We start from the raw sequence: 22,987 nt of genomic DNA, 5'->3' as shown, positions 1-22,987 counted from the left end.
GCCCGCCGCCCCCGCTTCCACCGCCGCCCGCGCCCCGCGCCCGCCCGGGGGGGCCGCACCCCCCGCTCCCGGGCCCGAGGGGGGGGGCCCCCCCCCCCCCCCCCCGGCCCACCCCGGCACTCGCGCAGAACCGGGCGGGTCATCGCAGCCGCAGGTGCGCGGTGGTGCGGGCGAAGGCCTGGTCGAGCGGTTCCGCCACGTGGTGGTCGTGAAGGCGCGGACGATGTCGCCACCGTCGAGTCCACCGGCACCGGGGACTCCTCGGGTCACGTCCGGACGAGCTTCGTCCTCGACAAGTACCGCTGCCACCACGCCGTGACATCCCGGCACCCACAAGGAGCCGCGGCGCCCCCGCGCCGCGGCTCCTTCCTGTGCTCAGGGCTTCAGCAGCCCTCGCTCATAGGCCTTGACCAGACGGCGCGGCACCAGGTGCTCACGCCCGTCGACGACGATCGGGACGAGCTGCGGGGTCGCGGCCTTCCACTGCGAACGGCGGTGGCGGGTGTTGCTGCGGGAGGTCTTGCGCTTGGGAACGGCCATGTGAGTTCCCTCCTATCGGGCCGTGGAGGCGTAGGGCAGCAGGGCCATCTCGCGGGCGTTCTTGATCGCCCGGGCCATCGCCCGCTGCTGCTGAACGGTGAGGCGGGTGACCCGGCGACTGCGGATCTTGCCGCGATCCGAGACGAACTTCCGCAGCAGGTCCGTGTCCTTGTAGTCGATGTACGTGGTGCCCGCCTCGAACAGCGGGTTCGGGCGCGGACGGGCCGGCCGTCCGCCGGCGGGGCGCTTGGCCATGTCGGTCCTTCTCTCTGGTCAGGAGACGGGTTCGAGCAGGTCCTCGAAGGCGTCGGGCAGGGCCTTCCAGCCGCTCTCCCCCGCCATCAGTTCGGCGTCGGTGAGCAGGCAGGAGTCGAGCAGATCGGTGATCCCGTCGACGTCCAACCCCTCGGCGGTGAAGACGAGTTGCTGGACACGGTCGCCGTGGGCGGGATCCCAGTCGAGGGCCGCGGCAGCCCGGCGGGCGGGCGGGTACAGCTCCCAGGCGGCGTCCGGCAGCGAGGCGAGCCAGGGCCCGCACTCCTCGACGGCCAGGTTCGCACCGGCCGCGTCCCAGGCGAGCATCAGCTCGGGACGGTTGGCCAGCCAGAACCGGCCACGGCTGCGCTGGGCGGCCGGCACCAGCAGCTCCAGCGCCTCGTACAGACGGACCGGATGCAGCGGCCGCCGTCGCTCCCACACCAGGGTGGCCACCCCCGCCTCGTCGCGCTCCTGCGGCAGCAGTGCGAGAGCCGGATTCACCCGGTCGCGCGCCGCGGCCACGTCGAACCCGCCGAGTGCGGCGCGCAGCAGTTCGCCGGTGCCGAGCAGGACGCGCCGGGCCATCGGGTGGAGCTGCCGGAGCAGGGCCAGCCCTGCCCCGCCCCCGCGTGCGACGGCGATCGTGGTGGCGTACTCGATCTGGTGGGCCAGTGCCTCGGCGCGCGTCCGGGTGTCGTCCGGGGAGGTGTGTTCGCCGTGCTCGGCCAGGTCGTCCGGGACGGAGAGTTCACCCAGCAGCCGGTCGGGGTCGACCGCGACCACCACGCCCGCCAGTTCGATGAACTCGTCCGCCGGGCGGCCGTCCACCTCACCGCCCGCGATCACCTCGACTGCCGGGTGCGGGTCACTGCCGCCCCACAGCTCGACGACGGCCGGCCCGTGCTGCCCCTTCTCGGCCAGGCGCAGCAGCTCGGGCAGCAGGTCCTCGCGCAGGGCGCAGCAGGCGCAGTCGTTGGTCAGCGGGAGGTCCGACGTGACGACGGTGCCGCCGGCGTCCCGGAGTTCGCGGTGGACGGTGCGACGTGTGGCGTCGCGCAGGTCGTGGTGGAGGACGACGCCGTTGACGCTTCCGTCCAGCAACTCCTGGACGGCCCGGCGGCGTTCGGCGCGGTGCAGGCCGGCCACCACCACGACCGGGAGCCTCAGGTGTTCGGGCACCGCGCTCACCAGCTCGACTTGCGCACACCGGGCAGCTGTCCGGCGTGGGCCAGGGTGCGCAGGTTGATCCGGGAGAGGCCGAAGGCACGCTGGTAGCCGCGCGGGCGGCCGTCGACGGCGTCGCGGTTGCGGATCCGGGTGGCGCTGGCGTCGCGCGGCTGACGGGCGAGTTCGGCCTGCGCCGCGGCACGCTCGGCAGGCCCGGTGCCCGGGTGGGCGATGATCCGCTTGAGTTCGGCCCGGCGCTCGGCGTACCGCGCGACGGTCGCGCGCCGCTGCTCGTTCCTGGCGATCTTGCTCTGCTTGGCCATCAGACCTTCTCCCCCCGGGCTCGGATGCGGGCGACGGCGGCCTCGATCCCGATCACGTCGACGGTCTTCAGGCCCTTGGCGCTCAAGGTGAGGCGCACGTACCGGCCCTCACTGGGCAGCCAGTAGCGCTTGCGCTGGATGTTCGGGTCGAACCGGCGGCCGGTACGGCGGTGCGAGTGCGAGATCGCGTTGCCGAACGCCGGCTTGCGGCCGGTCAGTTGGCAGTGGGCGGACATGGGCTGCTCCATCGGACGGGTACAAGGACATGGCGAGCGCCCGCCCCGGGCACGGCGGCCCGGGCGGCGCCCCCACCATAACCTAGATGAAAATGGATTTCATTTGCTACGCCCGATCCCCATCCACCCCCAGGCGGACCCCGTGGCCCGCAACGGCCTGCGCCCGGCCCCCGACCGCGCTGAATCGGATAGCGCCCGTCCGCACGCTGGGGCGGGGTGCTGCGCCCCGCGTGCACCTGACACCCTTCTGGGGGCACCTCGGCGCACGAACACACCGTTCGATCATGCGGGCACGGGAGTGACTGTCCGGGACCGCACACTCAAGTCAGCTTCGATTCGGCTAGGTTGAGAACCCATAGTCGAAAGGGCCTCAGTCGGATGTGGTGGCCCAACAGGAGGCCACTGATGAGCGATCGCAGCGCCATCGAATGGACGGAGGCGACCTGGAACCCCACCACCGGGTGCGACCGGGTCTCATCCGGATGTGACAACTGCTACGCCCTCGCGCTGGCGAAGCGATTGAAGGCGATGGGCGCGGAGAAGTACCAGGCGGACGGTGACGCCCGCACGTCGGGGCCGGGTTTCGCTCTCACGCTCCACCGGGACGCCCTGATGGTGCCATACGGTTGGAAGAACCCGCGGACGGTGTTCGTGAACTCGATGTCGGACCTGTTCCACGCGAAGGTGCCGCTCGACTTCGTGCGCCGGGTCTTCGCAGTGATGGCGGACACCCCTCAGCACACCTACCAGGTGCTGACCAAGCGGGCGAGGCGGCTCCGGCGCGTCGCCGACCGGCTCGATTGGCCGGAAAACGTGTGGATGGGGGTGTCCGTGGAGAGCTCGGCCGAACTCGACCGGGTCGACGACCTCCGCGACGTCCCGGCGGCGGTGCGGTTCCTGTCGTGCGAGCCGCTGCTCGGCCCGCTGGAGGGGCTCGGTCTGGACGGCATCCACTGGGTGATTGCCGGCGGCGAGTCGGGCCCCGGCCACCGGCCGGTGGAGGCGTCCTGGGTCAGGCAGGTGCGAGACGTCTGCCAGGAGGAGAACGTGGCGTTCTTCTTCAAGCAGTGGGGAGGCCGCACTCCCAAGGCCGGCGGGCGGTTGCTGGACGGACGGACCTGGGACCAGATGCCCTTGCCCGTCACGGTCTGACCGGCGGGCGGACCTCCAGCTTGTGAACCGGGGATCCCTTGCCGTCGCTGGGCGTTCCCCCTGCTCCGTGCAGGTGTTTGACCGCCTGGCGGGCGACCGTCTCGGGGACCTGGCCGTAGTGTTCCCCGAACACCTGCAGCGTGTGGTCGACCAGCTTGAACGGACGCCCGGCCCGCAGCAGTTCGGCCAGATTCGCGGCCATGGCCGGTACGGCCCGAGCGCGGACGTGGTCAGGATCGGGACGCTGCAGGGTCGCCACCGAGAACAGCGCGTCGTCCTCGGTCAGTTCGAGCCCTTCCCACCACGTGTCACGGGCCCGGGCATGCGCATCGCCGAATGCCCACAGACCGTGGTTGCTGCGCGTCCCGAAGACCAGGTTGTAGACGGCCTTCCGGCCCGGTGCATTGGTGACGGGCACCGAGACCGTGGTCATGCCCGTCCGTTCGCCGAGGAGCCTGCTGTACTCGGCGGCGACTTTGTCGTCTGCGTCCCTGGTGTAGCCGTCGGCGAAGAAGTCCCGCCACCAGCGTCCGCCGCACACCTCGTCCAGGCGCTCATTGGTCCGCTCGTTCCCCTTGGAAGAGTGGGAGTTCCCTCCGATCCGGCGCACCGCCATCATGCTGAAGTTGAGCAGCAGCTCGGTCGGCGGCCAGGTCTCCTTGCGGCGCCTGGCGAGAACGTCGACGAGGGTGTCGAACGGCAGGGCGAGCCCGCACGGGTCCAGGAACAGGAACAGCGGTCGGCCTACGGCGGCGGCCAGCACCTCGTCCATGAGTCCTGTCACGTCACCGTGGAAGGCGCGGGCGTCGACGCCCTGCCCGCGGTACTCGGCGACAACGGACTCCAGCTGGGAGAAGGACGGCGCGGACCTCTCCGCGAAGAAGCAGGTCCAGCGAACCAGGTTCTTCGCCTGGTGGTCAGCCGCGACCTTGAGGACGTGTTCGGCCGATCCCGCCGCTCCGTTCTCGTAGCGACCCTCACCGGCGTACCCGTCCAGATAGACGACCTCACCACCGCTCTTCGAGCCGGTCATCCCTCCGAAGCGGGGTATGTAGCGGCTGAGCAAGGTGTGCTTGAAGACGCTGGGCAGCGCAGGTGCCGACCAGTACTCCCCCGATGTGCCCTTCGACATTCATCCCCCTCCGCGCCCGGTACGACCCGACCACTGATCGCTCCAGGGTGGGTGCGGCGCGTGCATCGCGTAAAGACCATGTGTCAGCCATCCGGCCACGCCGTGCCGCCGCGCGGGGCACAACAGTGCCCCGGACGTCCACACGAACCTGGACGGGAAAGCAGATACATGTAACCATGCCAGTGAAAGCACTGTTCAACATTATTCCGAAGTTGACTTGTGCTGTATGGTGCAACCAAGCCGACCATCGGAACCAGGACCACACCCATGTCGCAGCCGCCCGCACCATCCGCCCAGGTGACCGCCGCCGAGATCTCCCGCATCGCGGGAGTCACGCGTGCCACCGTCAGTAACTGGCGCCGTCGGCACGAGGACTTCCCGGCACCCTCGGGTGGCACGGACAGCAGCCCGCTGTACGACCTGGAGCAGATCCGCGCATGGCTCGCCTCACGCGGACAGCGCACGGCGGCCACACCCAGCGGGGAACTGCGCACCACCCTGCGCCTTCGCGAGCGGGCCGGCGCCGGCACGTCCGATCTGCTCCTGCTGGTCCTGGCCGCGGCCCGCCGCCCCGCCGACGGCCTCACCGGTCTGCACGCACTCGTCGACGCCGATCTGGTGAAGCAGGCGAACGACGCGGCGGCCGAGGTCGTGGATGTGGTGCCGGACACGGCGCCCGTCCGGTTCACCGACGCCGACGCCCCCGTGCTGCGAGCCCTGCTGCTCTGCGTCCGCGACGAGGGCGCACAGACAGCGCTGGGCGTACTCGCGGACAGGGAGCTGGAGGACAGTGCCGCCAGCGGCGCCTACCGGACGCCGGCCGCACTCGCCGACCTGCTGGCCCGCCTGGTTCCGGGCTCTCCGGCTCGGATCCTGGACCCCGCCTGCGGCAGCGGCACCCTGCTGTCGGCCGCCGCCGCGCTCGGCGCGCGCGAGCTCTACGGGCAGGACAGCCTTCCCGTCCAGGCGCGGCGCACTGCGGTCGGCCTGACCCTGACGGCCCAGGATGGCTCCGCCGTCACCGTGCGCACGGGTGACAGCCTGCGCGCCGACGCCTTCCCGGACCTCACCGTCGACGCCGTGCTGTGCAACCCTCCCTACGGCGACCGGGACTGGGGTCACGACGAACTGGCCTACGACCCGCGCTGGGCCTACGGTTTCCCGCCCCGCGCCGAATCCGAACTCGCCTGGGTCCAGCACGCATTGGCCCACCTCGAACCGGGTGGCCACGCCGTACTGCTCCTCCCGCCGGCCACGGCGTCCCGCTCCTCCGGCCGTCGCATCCGCGCCGAGCTGATCCGCAGCGGCGCGCTGCGGGCGGTGGTGGCCCTGCCACCGGGAGCGGCAATTCCGCTGCACATCGGCCTGCAGGTGTGGGTACTGCAGCGGCCGCAGCCGTCCTGGCCGGCGCACCGGACAGTGCTCTTCGTCGACACCACGGGCGAACCCACGGCTCCGCAGCGAGGCGGCAGCCGTTCCGGTGCGGTGGACTGGACACGAGTGACCGAGCAGATCCTCTTCGCGTGGAAGACCTACATCAAGGAGCCGAACGCGTTCGAGCCGCAGGCCGGCGTGGCACGGGCGGCGAGCGTGGTCGACCTGCTCGACGAGGTCGTCGACGTGACCCCGGCCCGCCAGGTGCGTGCGTCCCAGACGGACATGGACCCACGAGAACTGGCCGACCAGGCCGTCACGGCCCGCGAGGCACTCACCGAGGCAACGCGGTCGGTCGCCTCCCTGGCCGCCACGGAGCCGTGGAGCGCGGCAGGCGCCTCGGCCCGGCAGTGGCGTTCGGCCACCGTGTCCGACCTGGCCCGGGGCGGCGCCCTGAAGGTCCTGCGAACAACCCCCGCCGCGCCTCGACAGGCAGACGGCGAAGGCGGTCCGGACGTAGGCAGCGGGGCGACCCGACCAGCCCTCACCGGTGACGACATCGCCCGCGGAAGCGGACCCACCGGGAGGATCGACGACGCTCAGGCCACCGAACAGGTGCCGGAGATCGCCGTGGGCGACGTGCTGGTCCGCGGCCTGATCGGCGGCCGGGGCCCCGTCGCGCGGGTCGCGGGCGAGGACGAGGCGGGCGTGCTGCTCGGCCCGAACGTCCACCTCTTCCGTCCCGATCCGGCGCGCCTCGACTCCTGGTTCCTCCACGGCTTCCTCGGCTCGGAAGCCAACCTGGCCGGCGCCTCCACCGGCAGCTCCACCCTGCACCTCAGCCCGGGCCGGCTGCGCGTTCCCCTGCTACCGCTGGAGGAACAGCGGCGGTACGGGAAGGCGTTCCGACACGTCGCCGCCCTGCGCGAACAAGCCCGCCGAGCCGAGGAGTTCGCCGAGCGGACGGCGCGGCTCGTGGCCGACGGCCTCACCGGCGGGCAGCTCGTCCCGAGCGAACCCGAAACACTCGAACTCCCACTCACGCCATCCGTACCGGCCCTGGAAGGGAAGCGGAAGAAGTCTTGAACAGCAGCAAGCACACGGAGTTGGCGAACCACGCGTGGTCCGTCGCCGACCTCCTGCGGGGGGACTACAAGCAGTCCGACTACGGCAAGGTCATCCTGCCGTTCACGGTGCTGCGGCGACTGGAGTGCGTGCTGGAACCGACCCGCGAAAAGGTCGCGGAGATCGCGGAGCAGTACAAGGACAGCGACATCGACCCGGACCGCTTCCTGCGCCGGGCCTCGGGCCACGCCTTCTACAACAGGTCCGGCCTGACCCTGAAGAAGATCGCGGCGGACCCGCAGAACGCGGCCAAGAACCTCGCCGTGTACGTCGGGGCGTTCTCCGACAACGCCCGCAGCGTGCTGGACCGCTTCGAGTTCGCCCAGCAGATCAAGCGGCTGGACGGTGCCGGTCTGCTCTACCAGGTCATCGGCAAGTTCACCGACCTGGACCTGCGGCCCGAGATCGTGCCCAACCACAACATGGGCTACATCTTCGAAGAGCTGATCCGCCGCTTCTCCGAACAGTCCAACGAGACGGCCGGTGAGCACTTCACGCCGCGCGAGGTCATCCAGCTCATGGTGCGACTGCTGGTCGCCCCGGACGGCGACGCGCTCCAGCTCCCGGGCGCGGTGCGCACCGTCCTCGACCCGGCCTGTGGCACGGGCGGCATGCTCTCCGCGATGGACGACCTGATCACGGACCTCAACCAGGGCGCCACGGTCGAGGTGTTCGGGCAGGAGCTCAACCCCGAGTCCTGGGCGATCTGTCGGTCCGACCTGATGATCAAGGGTCAGGACCCGGAGAACATCGCCTTCGGCAACTCCTTCTCGGATGACGGCCACGCGCGCAAGACCTTCGACTACATGCTGGCCAACCCGCCGTTCGGCGTGGAGTGGAAGAAGGTCAAGGACGAGGTCGAGGCCGAACACAAGTCGCTCGGCGAGGCCGGCCGCTTCGGCGCGGGCCTGCCGCGCATCAACGACGGGTCGCTGCTGTTCCTCCAGCACATGATCTCGAAGATGAAGCCGGTGGACGTCAACGGCGGGGGCGGCTCGCGTATCGCGATCGTCTTCAACGGCTCGCCCCTTTTCACGGGAGCGGCCGGCTCGGGCGAGTCGGAGATCCGCCGCTGGATCCTGGAGAACGACTGGCTGGAGGGCATCGTCGCCCTGCCGGACCAGCTGTTCTACAACACCGGCATCTCCACGTACTTCTGGATCCTGACGAACAGGAAGAGCCCGGACCACAAGGGCAAGGTCGTCCTGCTGGACGCCCGCGACCAGTGGCAGAAGATGCGCAAGTCCCTGGGCGACAAGCGCAAGCGGCTCAGCGTTGACCACATCGCCACCGTGGTGAAGCTGTACGGCGAGGCCCTCGACGTGGCGGGCGATGCCGAGCACCCGCTGCACGGCAAGGTCAAGGTCTTCCGCAACGAGGACTTCGGCTACCAGCGGATCACGGTGGAACGCCCGCTGAAGCTGCGGTTCGAGGTGACGGAGGAGACGCTGGCCGCGCTGGAGGCGTCCAAGGTCATCCAGAAGCTTCCGCAGGCCCTGGCCCTGGCGGACGCCTTCAAGTCCCTGACGGGCGAGAGCTGGACGACGAAGCAGGACGCCTGGCTCGCCCTGAAGGACGCGGTGGTCCAAGCCGGCGAGACCTGGCCCACGGGCGCGCCGTTCAACAAGGCACTGCGCGAGCTGATCGGCGTCCGGGACCCGGAGGGCGAGGTCCAGCTCATCAAGGGCCAGCCCGAGCCGGACGCCGACCTGCGGGACTACGAGAACGTCCCGCTGGGCGACGATGTCGAGGAGTACCTGGCGCGGGAGGTCCACCCGCACGTACCGGACGCGTGGATCGACCACAGCAAGACGAAGATTGGATACGAGATCCCGTTCACCCGTCACTTCTACGTGTACGAGCCCCCGCGGCCGCTGGCTGATATCGACGCGGAGCTGAAAACGCTGGAGTCGGAGATTCAGAAGCTGCTGGGGGAGGTCACGGAATGACCTTTCCCGTTACGAAGCTGAAGTGGGTGGCTACCAGCACTGCAGGTGGAACCCCCTCCGTTGCCGAGCCATCCTTCTGGTCGGATGACGAGGAGACAGGACTGCCATGGGTGTCCATCGGAGACATGTCCGGGCGGGAGCAGGTCACCACCACTAGCCGCAGGGTTACGGATTCAGGGGCTTCGGCCGCTCGCCTCCCAGTAGGTGCCCCGGGAACCCTACTCCTGAGCATGTACGCGAGCCTCGGCCACACCGCATTCCTGACGGCGCGGGCCAGCTGGAACCAGGCCATTCTAGGGATCGACGTCTCACCGTCTTACGACGTAAGGTTCGTAAAGTACGCCCTGGATGCCATAAAGCCAACTCTCACGGAGTTTGCGCGAAGCAACACGCAGGCCAACCTCAATGCCGAGCAAGTCGGCAATCTAATGCTTCCCGATCCGCCACTGGCCACACAGCGCCGCATCGCCGACTTCCTCGACGCCGAGACCTCTCGCCTCGATAATATTTCCCGAGCTAGGCACTGCCAGCAGGAGCTCCTCGCCACGCGCTTCCTTACCCGCACCCTCGAAACGGTGCAGGGGGCGACGGAACCGGGCCCCCGGAAACCAAGCGGCCTGGGCTGGCTCGGCACAGTTCCCTCATCCTGGCCAATCATGCCGGTAAGTTATGAGTTTGAAGTCCTCCTGGGGAAGATGCTGAACCAGGAGAGAGTTCACGGGGCTCACCTCGCTCAATACCTGCGCAACACCAACGTACAGTGGGACCGCATCACCACAGACGACCTTCTTTTGATGGATTTTCCCCCGGAAGAACAAGCGCGCTATTCCCTAAAGCCTGGAGATCTGCTGATTTGCGAGGGAGGTGAGCCGGGACGCGCTGCCATCTGGGATGGCCGAATCAGTGAGATGTACTACCAAAAGGCACTGCATCGCGTTCGCGCTCGCGGCTATAGTTCGCCTCGCTGGCTGTTCTACTGCCTACGCGCGGCAACCGCCCAGAATGTTTTCGCTATCGAGGGCAACTCGACCACTATTGCTCACCTAACTGGAGAGCAACTACGTGCCCACAAATTCCCCTTCCCGGCTCGAGAAGCGCAGGACAGATTGACTGACAGGCTCGATGCTGACGCTCGGTTGCAGGAGCAGCTTGCAGAGCTGCTGTCTCGCCAGCTCAAAGTCCTGGCCGAACGCCGCCAGGCGCTCATCACCGCCGCCGTAACCGGCCAGTTCGACGTCACCACCGCCAGCGGCCGCAACGTCACCGAAGGAGTCTCCGCTTGAGCCCCGTGCACGACGAATCTTCCTTCGGTTCCGCCATCGTCGCCGCCCTCTGCGAGCGCGGCTGGCGGGAGGCGAACCCGGAGGACTACCGGCCCGACCTCGGCCTGGACACCAACGAGTTGTTCACGTTCATCGGCGCTACCCAGCCCGATGAGTGGAACGAGCTCCTCACCGTCTACGGCGGCAACCCCGACGAGGCGCAGCGCGGTTTCGCGCAGCGCCTCGACCGGGCCATCGCCGACGACGGCCTTCTCCACGTCCTCCGGAACGGAGTGAAGGACCGCGGGGTCCGTCTCCGTGTCGCCTACTTCAGGCCCAACCTCATCTCTGCGGACTCGGTCCTCGACGGCTACCGGGCCAACCGCCTCACCGTCGTCCGGGAACTCCTCTATGCCACCAAGCAGGCCGACTGGGGTCACCGCCTCGACCTGACCCTGTTCCTCAACGGCATCCCCGTCGCCACCGCCGAGTTGAAGAATCCGCTCACCGGTCAGGGCGTCGAGCAGGCCAAGGAGCAGTATCGGGACGACCGCGACCCGACCGAGCTGATCTTCACGCGCCGCGTCATCGCCAACTTCGCGGTCGACCCGGACCTGGCCTTCGTCACCACCCAGCTCCGCGGCAAGAGTACCCGCTTCCTGCCGTTCAACACGGGCTCCAACGGCCCCGGCCAGCCCGGTGGGGCCGGCAACCCCTCCCCCACCGCCCACGGCAGGTACGCCACGTCTTACCTCTGGGAAGAGGTCTGGCAGCGGGACAACTGGCTCGACCTCCTCCAGCGCTTCGTGCACCAGCAGAAGCACAGGACGCCCGGCGGCGGCACTTCCAAATCGACGATCTTCCCCCGCTTCCACCAGTGGGACGTGGTCCGCAAGCTCACCGCGCACGCGGCCGCGCACGGTGCCGGCCAGAACTACCTGGTGATGGCCTCGGCCGGCTCCGGAAAGTCGAACACCATCGGCTGGCTCTCTCACCGCCTGAGTGATCTGCACGCCGATACCGACCCGGCCGTCCTCGACCCCGAGGCCGTCGCCGCCGGCCGCCTCAAGCCCGGCGAGCCCGTCTTCGACAAGGTCATCGTCATCACCGACCGCCGCAACCTGGACGCGCAACTCCGGGAGACGGTCGGTAGCTTCTCGCAGACCGACGGCCTGGTCGTGAAGGTCGACGAGAGGCACGGGGCGAAGAGCGAGCAGTTGGCCCGCGCCCTTTCCCGGGACACGGGGAAGATCGTCACGGTCACCCTGCACTCGTTCCCGGCACTGCTGGACTACATCAAGCGCAATCCCACCGAGATCAAGGGCACCCGCTTCGCGATCATCGTGGACGAAGCGCACTCCTCCCAGTCCGGTGACGCCGCCACCGCCGTGAAGTCCGCCCTGCGCGACCTCGGCCTGGATGCCGACTCGGACGACCGGGGCGCGACCACCGTCACCCTCGACGACAAGCTGAAGGCGAAAGCGGTCGAGCGTTCCCAGGCCGCCAACCTCTCCTACTTCGCCTTCACGGCGACCCCCAAGGCCAAGACGCTCGAACTCTTCGGCACGGAAGGCATGGAGGACGGCAAGGCCGTCTACCGTCCCTTCCACACCTACTCCATGCGCCAGGCCATTGAAGAGGGCTTCATCCTCGACCCCTTGCGCAATTACGTCACCTACAACACCTACTGGAAGCTCGCGAACCTCAACCGGGACGAGAAGGAGGTCGACCCCTCCAAGGCGAACAGCCTGTTGGCCCGGTTCGCGCTGATGCACGAGCACACGGTGTCCCAGCACGCCCAGGTGATCGTGGAGCACTTCGTCGCCCACACCCGTGGTCGGCTCGGTGGACGGGCCAAGGCCATGGTGGTCACGGCGTCCCGGCACTCCGCCGTGCAGATGGCCCGCGCCATCCGCAGCTACCTCGCCGACCGCGAGTACGACACCAGGTACCCGGACCTCGGTGTCCTGGTCGCCTTCTCCGGATCCCTCACCCTCGACGGCGAGGAGACCACCGAGAGCAAGGAGAACGGTGGTCTGTCGGAGAGCGCGCTGCCCAAGGCGTTCGCCTACACCCGTGCCGACGACAAGGCCGCGAAGGCCGGCGGCAAGGGGCAGCAGGAGTACCGGATCCTGGTCGTCGCAGAGAAGTACCAGACCGGCTTCGACCAGCCGCTCCTCACCACCATGTACGTCAACAAGACGCTGACCGGCATCGCCGCCGTGCAGACGCTCTCGCGCCTCAACCGCACCGCCGACCGCAAGTCGCAGGCCGACCTGGCCGTCCTGGACTTCGTCAACGAGGCCGAGGACATCCAGGACGCCTTCCGCCCGTATTTCGAGGAGGCGCACACCCTGCCCTCCGACCCGAACCTCCTCTACACGGCTCAGAGCCGAGTCATGTCCGCGCCGATCGTCTCGGAGCAGGACATGGACGAGTTCGTCGCCGCGTACTTCGAGGCGCAGGAGAAGGCCGGTGGGTCCCAGGCCAAGTGGGAGAAGCTGCACGCCGAGCTGTACCGGCTGCTCTCCCCCGCCGTCATCCGCTTCAGCACTCTGCTGGAGAGCGGGGAGGAGGACGACGTCGAGGCCGCCGAGGAGTTCCGGGCCAACCTCAACGACTACGTCCGCAAGTACGGGTTCCTCGCGCAGATCGTTCCCTACCAGGATGCCGACCTGGAACGGCTGTACCTGTACGGCCGTTACCTGCTCAACCGGCTGCCCCGCCTCGCGGACGGCGGCGTCGACATAGGCGAGGTCGACCTCAGCCACCTGCGCGTGGAGAAGACCGGCGAGCACGACAAGTCCCTGCTCCCAGAAGGTCCCGCTGAACTCAGCGGTTTCGGCGACGGAGTCGGCGGCGGGAAGGACGACGAGAAGTCGCTGCTGTCCGAACTGATCGAGAAGTTCAACGCGAAGTTCGGCACCGAGTTCACCGAGGAGGACGTCCTCCCGGCCTTCAACGCGACGAAGAAGGACCCGAAGGTCCGGGCCGCCGCCCTCGTCAACGACGAGGAGAACTTCGGCGTCGTCTTCGACAAGAAGTTCGAGGAGAACATGATGGACCACGTCTCCACGATCGACACGCTCGGCAAGCGCTACTTCGGGACGGACCGGGACTTCAAGTCCAACCTCGACCGCAGTGCGCGCCGCGCCGCCTGGCGGATGATCCGCCGCGAGGAGGGGCTGGACGACTTCTGACGGGTTGCGGTCCGGCATCATCGGTGTCGGACCGCAACCTCGCCTGACGGGCATGGCCGGGTCCACAGAGCGTGCCGCATCTGATGGTCGGTGGAACTCCTCCCCTCCGGGAGCGCTTCAACATCCGCCAACTTCGCCTGCGGACCGTCGGGAAGGACCTAGACTGCGTCAGGAGACGCAGGTCACAGCGCTGGGGGAAAGAGTTGGAAGAAGCAGAACGCAGGGCCGCAACCGCTCCTATCCACATCCACCAGATCAGCACTGCGCTTCTGCAGCAGTACAAGGGACTCATCTACCACGAGGACCTGAAAGGCTACGACCAGCAGGGTTACGAACAGCGGTTCCTCTCCCGTGCGTTGACGGCGGCTGCCGTGCGCGAAGTGACCGGCTGCGATCACGCGGCCGCCGGCGCCTCCGTCATCGATGGTGAAGACGATCAAGGCATCGACGGCGTAGCAGTCACCGAGGGCACCCAGGAAGTCTGGCTCGTTCAAGCCAAGTGGAGCGACGAGGGCAAGGGCAAGCTCGACACCAACGCGGCCCACAAGCTCATCGCCGGTCTCCGCCTCATCGAGCAGCGAAGTTTCGACCGTTTCAACGACCGCCTTGAACCGATCGCCGCTCGTGTCAACGCAGCGATGCACGACGCCCGGCTGAAGGTGACTCTGGTGATCGCCGTCATGGGTGTGGGGACCCTCAGCAAGGAAGTCGTCAACGTTCTCGAAGACGCTCGGAACGAGTTCAACGGCCTCGGACCGGTTCTTGAGTACCGCGTAGTCCACGCTGCGGACCTCCTCCGACAGATCCGTGGCGATCTCGCGCCCGAGCCTGTCCGGGTGACCGTGCGGATGACGAACTGGCTCCGGCGGAACACACCACTCACCGCTTACCAGGGCACGGTTCCGGCCAGCAATGTGGCCGAGTGGTACCAGGCGCATGAAAGCCGACTGTACGAGCAGAACTTGCGCCAGTCGCTCGGTACTACGCGAGTCAACTCCGGAATGCTGAACACTCTGATGAATGAGCCGGAGAACTTCTGGCTCTTCAACAACGGGGTGACGGTGCTGTGCGATCACCTCGAAGAGGAGTGGCCAGGACGCCGCCGTCCGGACGAGCCCGTGCACTTGCACGCCTCGGGAGTCAGCGTCGTGAACGGCGCACAAACCGTCGCGGCGGCACATCGCGCGATGGAAGCGTCCCACCAAGCGGTGGAGGACGCCGAGGTCACGGTCAAGGTGATCGTTGTCGACAAGAACGTGCCGGACCTCGCACGACGCATCACCGAGACGACCAATACGCAGAACCACGTGGAGCAGCGCGACTTCATCGCCTTGGACGAGGTACAGGCGATGATCCGCGAAGACTTCATGCTGTCGCTCCAGAAGTCCTACGTGTTCAAGCGCGGTGAGCCCGACCCAGCACCGGACGAGGGTTGTTCGGTGGTGCACGCCGCCATTGCCCTGGCTTGTGCGCATCGCAACACCGAGCTCGCCGTACGTGCGAAGCGGGACACGGACCTCCTCTGGGAGCGCGGGAGCAGAGGCGCCTATCCCCGCCTCTTCGGAGAGCGCCCCAGCGCCTTCCAGATCTGGCGCTCGGTACTGGTGCACCGAGCCGTGGGTACTGCTCTCAACGAGGAACGGAAGCGGTTCCAGAAGCGCGCCGCCGACGTGAGTCAGCGGGGCGACCTGCTCCTCACCCATCTGGTCTTTCAGCTTCTCGATCAGGACCGCATCGACGATCCGGATTTCGACTGGGACACGGCACTGCAGGAGGTGCCTGCACTCACCAACCGGGTCCTGTCCTGGTTGATCCACCACATCGACGCCGAGTACGGACCCACCTCCTTCCTGAGCGGGACACTGACTGACGCCGGGCGCTGCAAGCGGCTTGCGGAGCTGGTGCTGCGCGACGCCGAGCGTGAGGGAGTCATCCCCGATCTGCCGGCGATCTACAAGGCCACCAAGGAGAGCAAGCGCAAGCCACGTCGGCCCAACGCCGTGCCGACCCTCGTGGACAACGGGAGGATCAAGAACGGCACGCCTGTCCGGCTACGGTTGTGGAACAAACCCGAGATCGAGGCACTCACCCCCTGGCTCGCGGAGGACCCACGACGCGGTGAAGCAACCTGGGTGAACGACCGCACACGGTGCCTCGTATGGGCGGTCGACGGGAAGGCGTATTCGCCCACCCGACTGGTCCTCAACCTGTACGAGCTCGCCGGCTGGCAGGAGGCCCCCGTGGCAGTGCAAGGCCCAGCACGGTGGACGCTGGACGGTACGGACGACACTCTTTCCGATCTTGCACGAGCACTGCACGATGAGCAGACCGAACAGGAGTGAGCACGAGCGTGCCGTGGCGCGAGCTGCGGCACGACAGCTCACTCGGTGGCACCGACAAGGCTGAGCCCGCGTGGGGACCGGTCGAGTACTCGGGGTGGCGCAATACGCGCCGTCCGCGGCTTCTTCTCGGCCGTTGGCTGGACGCAGTGATCCCTTCCGGAGAAACTCACTGCGACGGACAGGGCTCAGGGAGAAGAGCGAGCGCAAGTGCAGGACGCGGGGCGGGGACAGGTGCCGGACAAACCGATCGCGGGCCGCTACGAGTTGCTGGAGCGCCTCGGCAACGGCGGCATGGGCGATGTGTGGCGGGGCTACGACGCCGTACTGGACCGACCGGTCGCCGTGAAGCGGATCCGGCCGCAGGCCGTCGCCGCCACGCCCCGGCTGGCCGAGGAGCTCGAAAGACGCTTCCGCCGCGAAGCACGGATCACCGCCCGCATCCAGCACCCGGGCGTGCCGCAGGTGTACGACGCCGTCCTCGACAGCACCTACGAGCACCTCTTCCTCGTCATGGAGCTGGTGGAGGGCATCCCCCTCACCCGGTACGTGCACGAGGAGCGGCCCCTTCCCGTCAGCTGGGCGGTGGCGGTGGCCGCGCAGGTCGCCACCGTGCTGTCCTACGCGCACGACGTGCCCGTGGTGCACCGCGACCTCAAACCGTCCAACATCCTGGTCGCGCGGGACGGCACGGTGAAGGTCCTCGACTTCGGGGTCGCGGCGATCCTGCAGACCGACGTCACCAGGCTGACGGCCTCGGGCCGGCCCATCGGCACCCACCAGTACATGTCGCCCGAGCAGGTGCGCGGTACCCGGGTCACCCCGCGCACCGACCTCTACGCCCTCGGCTGCGTGCTCCACGAACTCCTCTGCGGCAAGCCGCTGTTCAGTTCGCACAGTGACTTCGAGCTGATGGACCAGCACGTCCGGACCGCGCCCACTCCGCTGCGAGGCCTGCGCGCCGACGTGCCGGAGGAGTTGGAGGCGCTGGTTCTGCACCTGCTCCGCAAGACCCCGGAGAGCCGACCGGTGGACGTGCAGGAGGTGTACGAGCGGCTGATGCCCTTCCTGCCCGTGCCGGGGGAGTCCTCCGCCCTCGGGGAGGCCGGGCCGCCCGGAGCGCCGGACCCGACCGGACTCTACCGCCGCCCCTACGCACCCCGCGCTCGGGCCGAGGGCCGTCTCCGTGTCGCCCCGGACGCGGCGGCAGCCGGCCAGGTCGACGGCTACGTGGTGTCGCCGTCCGAGCGGGAGCAGCTGCGGGCTCAGCTGCGGGAGGTCGACGAGCACTACATCGCCCTCATGGAGGAGGAGCGCTACACGCAGGCCGCCGAGGTCGCGGGCGAGATGATCGAGCCGCTGGCGCGAGCCCTGGGCGCCGAGAACAAGGCCGTCCTCCGGTTGCGGCGCCGTCGGGCGGTCAGCCGGCAGCTGGCGGGCGACCACCGGGCGGCCCTGCCCGAGTTCGAGGCGCTGACGGAGGCGTACGGCCGCATCAACGGGCCGACCAGTGAGGCCGCCCGCGACTGCCGCGCCCAGGCCGCCCGCTGCCGCGGCGAACTCGGCCAGGTGACCGAGGCGTTGGCGGAGCTGCGGGCGGTCCTCGAAGTGGAGCGGGCCGTCGAGAGCGACGTCAGCGACGCGGCTGTGGAACTGCGCCGTGACATCGGCATGCTGTTGCTCAGTCAGGGTAGTCCGGAGGAGGCGGGGGCATGTCTGGCGGCTCTGCACGAGGACGTCGTGCTCGTCCACGGCCCGCACCACGACGTCGCCGCCGAGGCCGCCGAGGTCCTGGCCGTGCTCCGCCGGGAGCTGGGCGGCAAGTGACCGACAGCGCACGACCGGCAGCAGGTGAACGGCCGCTCGAAGCCTGCTGCCACGCCGCGAACGCCTAGAATCCCGTCATGCCGCACCTCGCCCTCGACAGAGCCTTCTGTCAGCAGCTGGAGAAGCTCGATAAGCACGTCAGGAACGGCGTGTTCGACGCCTGGGAGAAGTTCGAGCGGCTCACCCTCGACCAGCTCTTCAAGGACCCGGGCCTGAAGCTGGAATCCCTGAAGGGCGCCAGGGACCGGCAGATCCGGACCATCCGGATCACCCAGGGATACCGCGGCGTGGTCCTCGCGCCCGAGACCGGGGACACCTTCGTGTTGCTCCGGGTCGGCCCGCACGACGACGCCACCGAGTGGGCGGTGAAGCAGAAGGCGACCATCAACGCCGTCACCGGCGCCGTGGAGCTCCGTGAGATCGCCACCCTGGAGGAGCTGACCCCCACCTACCAGCGCATCGCGCCCGCGGAGGAGCAGCGGCTCTTCGCCAAGGTCTCCGACGGGGAGATGGCCGCTCTCGGCATCGACGCGACCACCCTCACCCAGGCGCGTGTGCTGACCAGCCTGGAACAGCTCGACGTCTTCGGGCGGTTCTTCCCGCCGGACCAGTACAAGGTGCTGGAACACCTCGCCCTCGGGGCTACCGTCGAGCAGACGTGGCAGGAAGTCGTCGTGCCGGCGCTGGCGGCCGACGCGGCGTCGCAGGAGCCCGTCGACACCACCGACTACGCGACCGCCATCGCACACACCCGCACCCGGATCGCCGTCGTCACGGACGCCGACGAACTGCGTGACATCCTCGACAAGCCGTTCGCCGCCTGGCGGATCTTCCTTCACCCCGCCCAGCACAAGGTCGCCTACCGCCCGTCGTACTCCGGCCCCGCGCAGGTGACCGGCGGGCCCGGAACCGGAAAGTCCGTCGTCGCCCTCCACCGGGTGCGGCACCTGCTGCGGCACCTGCGCGACGGCGACCGCATCCTGCTCACCACCTTCACCAACGCCCTCGTGGACTCCCTGAACGAAGGGCTCTCCCTGCTCGTAGACGACCCCGACCTGCGCGACCGGGTGGACGTCGTGACCGTCGACGCCTTCGCCGGGCGCGTGGTCAACACCTCGCGTCGGCCGCTCACCGGGTTCGAGGAGACGGCACGGTGGGAGCAGGCCGCAGCAGCCACCGGCTTCACCGGCACCCCACAGTTCCTGGCCCAGGAGTACAAGCACGTCGTCCTCGCCCAGGACATCCGCAGCCGGGAGGAGTACGAACGCTGCGAGCGCCGGGGCCGCGGCAGCGCGCTGGCGCCCTCCGCCCGGCCGCGGGTGTGGCGGACCGTGGAGGAGTTCACCAGGCGCCTGTCCGAGGACGGACTGCGCACCTACCTCGGCACCTGTGTGGAGGCCGCCGACCTGCTGACCGGGCAGGGGCCGTGCTATCGGCACGTTGTCATCGACGAGGCCCAGGACCTGCACCCGGCCCAGTGGCGGGTACTCCGCGCGGCCGCCCCGCGGCGCCCCGACGACCTGTTCATCGCGGGCGACCCGCACCAGAGGATCTACGACAACCGGGTGTCGCTGAAGTCCCTCGGTATCAACATCACCGGCCGTTCGACCAAGCTGCGCAAGAACTACCGGTCCACCCAGGAGATCCTGAGCTGGGCAACGGGACTTCTGCTCGGCCGCCCCTACGCCGACCTGGCCGACAGCGGACGGCACGACACCCTGATCGGGTACAGCTCGGCCCTGCACGGTTCCGGGCCACGCGTCCACGCGGCGGAGACGGAGGAGGCCGAACTCGACGCGTTGGTCGCGCAGGTGCGTGAGTGGTCGGACGGCGGCGCCGCGTACGGGGAGATCGGAGTGTGCGCACGGTTCAACAAGACCTGCGAGAAGGTGAAGGACCGCCTGATCACCGCCGGAATCCCCTCCAGTCGGGTCCGCGCTGGAGCCACCCGGGCCGAGGACGCGGTCAACGTGGGCACCATGCACACCTTCAAGGGGCTTGAGTACCGCTACACCGCCGTCGTCGGTGTCAACGACCGTGCATTGCCGAACCCGTCGGCCATCACCCCGGAGAAGGTCGACCGCCTCCAGCACGAGGCCGACCTCGCCGCGGAACGCTGCCTACTGTTCGTCGCCTGCACCCGGGCACGGGACGGCCTGTACGTCTCGTGGACCGGGCAACCGAGCCCCTTTCTGGTGGAGGCCGGTTGCGAGGCAGGATAGTCGGCGCAGTCTGCTCACCATCCCTGTGCTCCCGCCACTACGTGAAAATCCACTCCCGCTCCACCCGTGCGATGCGCATGAACCGGCCCTGTTCCGCCGGCCACGGCAGGGCAAACGCGAGTTCGGGTCACGCGCGGCGGATGTGCCGCGACACCTGGAGCAGTACGGCTACCGGCCGCACCGCTGGTGGCGCGGCCGATGGGTCCGGGTCTCGCAGGTCAGCGACGACTGCCGCAACTACCTGTTCACCGTGTGACCACAATGCACCGGGCCGCCCTGACACCACCGGCCGGGCCTGGAGCGAATCCGGATGCACGGGAGTGGGACGCGATGGCAGCGTGCAGCCCCTTTCGGGAGCTGAACCGCCCGACCTGAGCGTTGGTCGCCGTGCATGCGGTGGACGATCAGGGCGACGGTCGCCCGCAGCCAATTCGTCTCCGAGACGGCGATTGCGTACGAGCTGTCCGCTGGTGACCAGCCATCCGGCAGGTGACGCTCATGATGGATTCCTGGGCCGCCGCCGCCACCTGCCGCAGGCATATTCTCGGCGGCGGCGAAAATGAGATTTCGCGCTGCGCGGGAAGTGCCGTAGAGTCGGTGTCACCGACGCGGGGTGGAGCAGCTCGGTAGCTCGCTGGGCTCATAACCCAGAGGTCGCAGGTTCAAATCCTGTCCCCGCTACTACGCAACAAGGCCGGGCCCGTCGCACACAGTGCGACGGGCCCGGCCTTCGTGTTTCCGGTCAACAGTCGATGGCGGTGTCGACCTCGATTCGTCAGCGGTGAGCGGCCGTGATCATCCTGGCGTTTTGCCCGTAATGGCCCCGTCAATGGAACGCCGGGCACTCACTTGCCGACGCGAACTCCTCGGCGGGACGCTGATCTGGAACCAACGCCGTCTCCTGCACGTACTGCGGGAGTTCGAGGACCACTACATCACCCACCGCCCCCACATCACGCACTCCACCCTGACACGTCACTGACACCACGGCCCGTCCCGATCGCCGATCCCGGGCGGATGGCCCGGCTGGACGTCCGCGGACGCGACCGTCCCGGCGGCACCCTCCACGAGTACCGACATGCCGCATGACCTGCACGGCCAGACTTATCGGCACCCACAGGGGCGGCGCGCGCCGGAAGACCCCCGGCAGGGGCCGCATCATGCGCCGTCCGCCGTGCCAAGCGGCGGCGCCGTGCGGAGAGGTCGGTGATCAGTCCGCCGTGGCGATCAGCGGCTGGAGCAGGACGTCGGGCTGGGCGCGCTGGAAGGCGTTCAGGTGCCACTTGTCGGCGAACAAGGCCAGCAGCACGTCGTCCGAGCGGCGGGTGAGCACCTCGCCGTTGGTCAGGCGGGCTTTGGCCAGGGCTGCGGCGCCGTGGGCGTCGGTGATCCGGGCCAAGCGGTAGGAGAGCTGGTCGAGGGCGATCGGGGAAGAGAACTCGTGCTCCATCCGGTGCAGGATCACGTCGAACTGCATCGGGCCGACCGCAGCCATGACCGGTGCCTGGTCGCCACGCCGGTCGGAGACCAGCACCTGGATCACGCCTTCCTCATCGAGTTGGGCGACGCCCTTGCGGAACTGCTTGGAACGGCTGATGTCCTTGGGCCGTGCCACCGCGAAGTACTCGGGGGCGAAAGCAGGCAGCGGGGGAAATTCGGTCTTCTTGCCGGTGTAGAGGGTGTCGCCGACCCGCAGCGCGCTCGCGTTGATCAGGCCGACCACGTCGCCGGGGTACGCGGTGTCGACCACGGTGCGCTCGGCTCCGAAGACGGTGTGCGCGTACTTGGTGGCGAAGGAGCGGCCGCTGGCCGCGCGGGTCACGTGCATGCCGCGCTCGAAGACGCCGGAGCAGACTCGGACGAAGGCGATCCGGTCGCGATGGGCCGGGTCCATGTTCGCCTGGATCTTGAACACCAGGCCGGAGAACTCCTCGCCGACCTCGCGGCTGCCGCCCGTGGCCAGCGGGCGGGGACCGGGAGCCGGAGCGAGGTCGACCACGGCGTCCAGCAGGGGCTTCACACCGATGTTGGTCAGCGCGGCACCGAAGAAGACCGGGCTGATCTTGCCGGCCTCGAAGGCTTCCTGGTCGTAGCCGGGGCCGGAGGAGAGCACCAGCTCCAGTTCCTCCAGCGCGGTCGTCCAGGCTTCGCCCTCCTGCTCGGCGGCCTTCTCGGAGGTGAGCTGCTCCTCGAGGGCAGCATGCGTGCCGGCCGGCACCTTGGTGTAGCGCAGCATCTGCTCGGTGTTCCCCGCTTCGACCAGGCCGCGCAGGTTGCCCGCGTTGCCGACCGGCCAGACGACCGGGACGGGGGTGATCCCGAGGTGCGTCTCGATGTCCTCGAGCAGGGTGAGTGCATCCCGGCCGCGCCGGTCCCACTTGTTGATGAAGGTGATCACGGGGACGCCGCGATGGCGGCAGACCGCGAAAAGCTTACGGGTCTGCTCCTCCAGGCCCTTGGCAGCGTCGACCAGCATGATCGCGCAGTCGACGGCGGCCAGCACCCGGTAGGTGTCCTCGGAGAAGTCGGCGTGGCCGGGGGTGTCGACCAGGTTCATCACATGGTCGCGATAGCCGAACTGCAATGCGGCCGAGGTCACCGAGATACCGCGCTCGCGTTCCAACTCCATCCAGTCGCTGGTCACGCCGCGTCGGTCACCCTTGGCGTGCACCGCGCCGGCAGATGTGATCGCCCGCGCGTGCAGCGCCAGCGCCTCGGTGAGCGTGGACTTGCCCGCGTCCGGATGGCTGATCACGGCGAAGGTCCGTCGGCGGCCGGCCTCATGGAGGACCTGCGGGACGGGGACGGTCTGTTCGGTGCTCACGTGTTTCCTCGGGTACGCATCGGCAGCAGGCCGGGTGACGCCTCTCCGTACCTGGTG

At 68.7% G+C, this 22,987-nt stretch carries 15 protein-coding genes and 1 tRNA gene; 9 read left to right on the top strand and 7 right to left on the bottom strand.

The window, feature by feature from the left end; genetic code table 11:
* Positions 1-375 precede the first annotated feature (375 nt).
* The 5 genes from rpmF to rpmB are packed head-to-tail and all read right to left on the bottom strand — an operon-like array spanning position 376 to position 2,524.
* Complete coding sequence (gene rpmF / locus ACIRVF_RS39980) at positions 376-540, bottom strand: 50S ribosomal protein L32 (RefSeq protein WP_402829444.1); 165 nt, start codon at positions 538-540, stop codon at positions 376-378.
* A 12-nt stretch (positions 541-552) separates the two neighbouring features.
* Positions 553-795: a 30S ribosomal protein S18 gene (rpsR, locus tag ACIRVF_RS39975; protein ID WP_402829442.1), complete on the bottom strand. Its 243-nt coding sequence runs from the start codon at positions 793-795 to the stop codon at positions 553-555.
* Between the two features lie 18 nt (positions 796-813).
* Positions 814-1,977, bottom strand: coding sequence for a CobW family GTP-binding protein (locus ACIRVF_RS39970; RefSeq protein WP_402829440.1), 1,164 nt, complete (start codon positions 1,975-1,977; stop codon positions 814-816).
* A gap of 5 nt (positions 1,978-1,982) precedes the next feature.
* Entirely contained in the window at positions 1,983-2,288 is a 306-nt protein-coding gene (gene rpsN / locus ACIRVF_RS39965; RefSeq protein WP_402829438.1) for a 30S ribosomal protein S14, read from the bottom strand.
* Positions 2,288-2,524: a 50S ribosomal protein L28 gene (gene rpmB / locus ACIRVF_RS39960; RefSeq protein WP_402829436.1), complete on the bottom strand. Its 237-nt coding sequence runs from the start codon at positions 2,522-2,524 to the stop codon at positions 2,288-2,290. Before rpmB ends, rpsN begins: the two co-directional genes overlap by 1 nt.
* Positions 2,525-2,929: 405 nt before the next feature.
* Between rpmB and ACIRVF_RS39955 the strand changes: the two genes are divergently transcribed.
* Positions 2,930-3,676: a DUF5131 family protein gene (locus ACIRVF_RS39955; protein ID WP_402829434.1), complete on the top strand. Its 747-nt coding sequence runs from the start codon at positions 2,930-2,932 to the stop codon at positions 3,674-3,676.
* On the opposite strand, the gene tcmP is transcribed toward ACIRVF_RS39955, so the two are convergent.
* On the bottom strand, positions 3,666-4,808 hold the full coding sequence (gene tcmP / locus ACIRVF_RS39950) for a three-Cys-motif partner protein TcmP (protein ID WP_402829433.1): 1,143 nt from the start codon (positions 4,806-4,808) through the stop codon (positions 3,666-3,668). The genes ACIRVF_RS39955 and tcmP overlap by 11 nt on opposite strands.
* 267 nt (positions 4,809-5,075) lie before the next feature.
* Here tcmP and ACIRVF_RS39945 point away from each other — a divergent pair, with 267 nt between their 5' ends.
* From ACIRVF_RS39945 to ACIRVF_RS39910, 8 genes are all read left to right on the top strand, one after another.
* A complete protein-coding gene (locus tag ACIRVF_RS39945; RefSeq protein WP_402829431.1) occupies positions 5,076-7,268 on the top strand; it encodes an N-6 DNA methylase in 2,193 nt (730 codons plus the stop codon).
* Positions 7,265-9,256: an N-6 DNA methylase gene (locus tag ACIRVF_RS39940; protein ID WP_402829429.1), complete on the top strand. Its 1,992-nt coding sequence runs from the start codon at positions 7,265-7,267 to the stop codon at positions 9,254-9,256. Before ACIRVF_RS39945 ends, ACIRVF_RS39940 begins: the two co-directional genes overlap by 4 nt.
* Positions 9,253-10,539 carry a restriction endonuclease subunit S gene (locus ACIRVF_RS39935; protein ID WP_402829427.1) on the top strand — a complete coding sequence of 429 codons (1,287 nt, stop codon included), beginning with the start codon at positions 9,253-9,255 and terminating at the stop codon, positions 10,537-10,539. The genes ACIRVF_RS39940 and ACIRVF_RS39935 overlap by 4 nt, the downstream gene beginning before the upstream one ends.
* A complete protein-coding gene (locus tag ACIRVF_RS39930; protein WP_402829425.1) occupies positions 10,536-13,718 on the top strand; it encodes a type I restriction endonuclease subunit R in 3,183 nt (1,060 codons plus the stop codon). The genes ACIRVF_RS39935 and ACIRVF_RS39930 overlap by 4 nt, the downstream gene beginning before the upstream one ends.
* 203 nt (positions 13,719-13,921) lie before the next feature.
* Positions 13,922-16,060 (top strand): AIPR family protein, encoded by a 2,139-nt coding sequence (locus ACIRVF_RS39925; RefSeq protein ID WP_402829423.1) that lies wholly within the window; start codon positions 13,922-13,924, stop codon positions 16,058-16,060.
* Positions 16,061-16,291: 231 nt separating this feature from the next.
* A complete protein-coding gene (locus ACIRVF_RS39920; RefSeq protein WP_402829421.1) occupies positions 16,292-17,884 on the top strand; it encodes a protein kinase in 1,593 nt (530 codons plus the stop codon).
* A 77-nt stretch (positions 17,885-17,961) separates the two neighbouring features.
* A complete protein-coding gene (locus tag ACIRVF_RS39915) occupies positions 17,962-20,106 on the top strand; it encodes a UvrD-helicase domain-containing protein (protein ID WP_402829419.1) in 2,145 nt (714 codons plus the stop codon).
* A 607-nt stretch (positions 20,107-20,713) separates the two neighbouring features.
* Positions 20,714-20,787: transfer RNA gene (locus tag ACIRVF_RS39910), tRNA-Met, on the top strand.
* A gap of 529 nt (positions 20,788-21,316) precedes the next feature.
* On the opposite strand, the gene ACIRVF_RS39905 is transcribed toward ACIRVF_RS39910, so the two are convergent.
* The gene (locus ACIRVF_RS39905; protein WP_402829417.1) at positions 21,317-22,930 is read right to left on the bottom strand and encodes a peptide chain release factor 3; all 1,614 of its coding nucleotides are present in this window, start codon (positions 22,928-22,930) and stop codon (positions 21,317-21,319) included.
* Positions 22,931-22,987: the final 57 nt, after the last annotated feature.

Source organism: Kitasatospora sp. NPDC101157 (assembly GCF_044768255.1).
GTDB lineage: Bacteria > Actinomycetota > Actinomycetes > Streptomycetales > Streptomycetaceae > Kitasatospora.
This window is presented reverse-complemented; position numbering and strand designations above follow the sequence as displayed.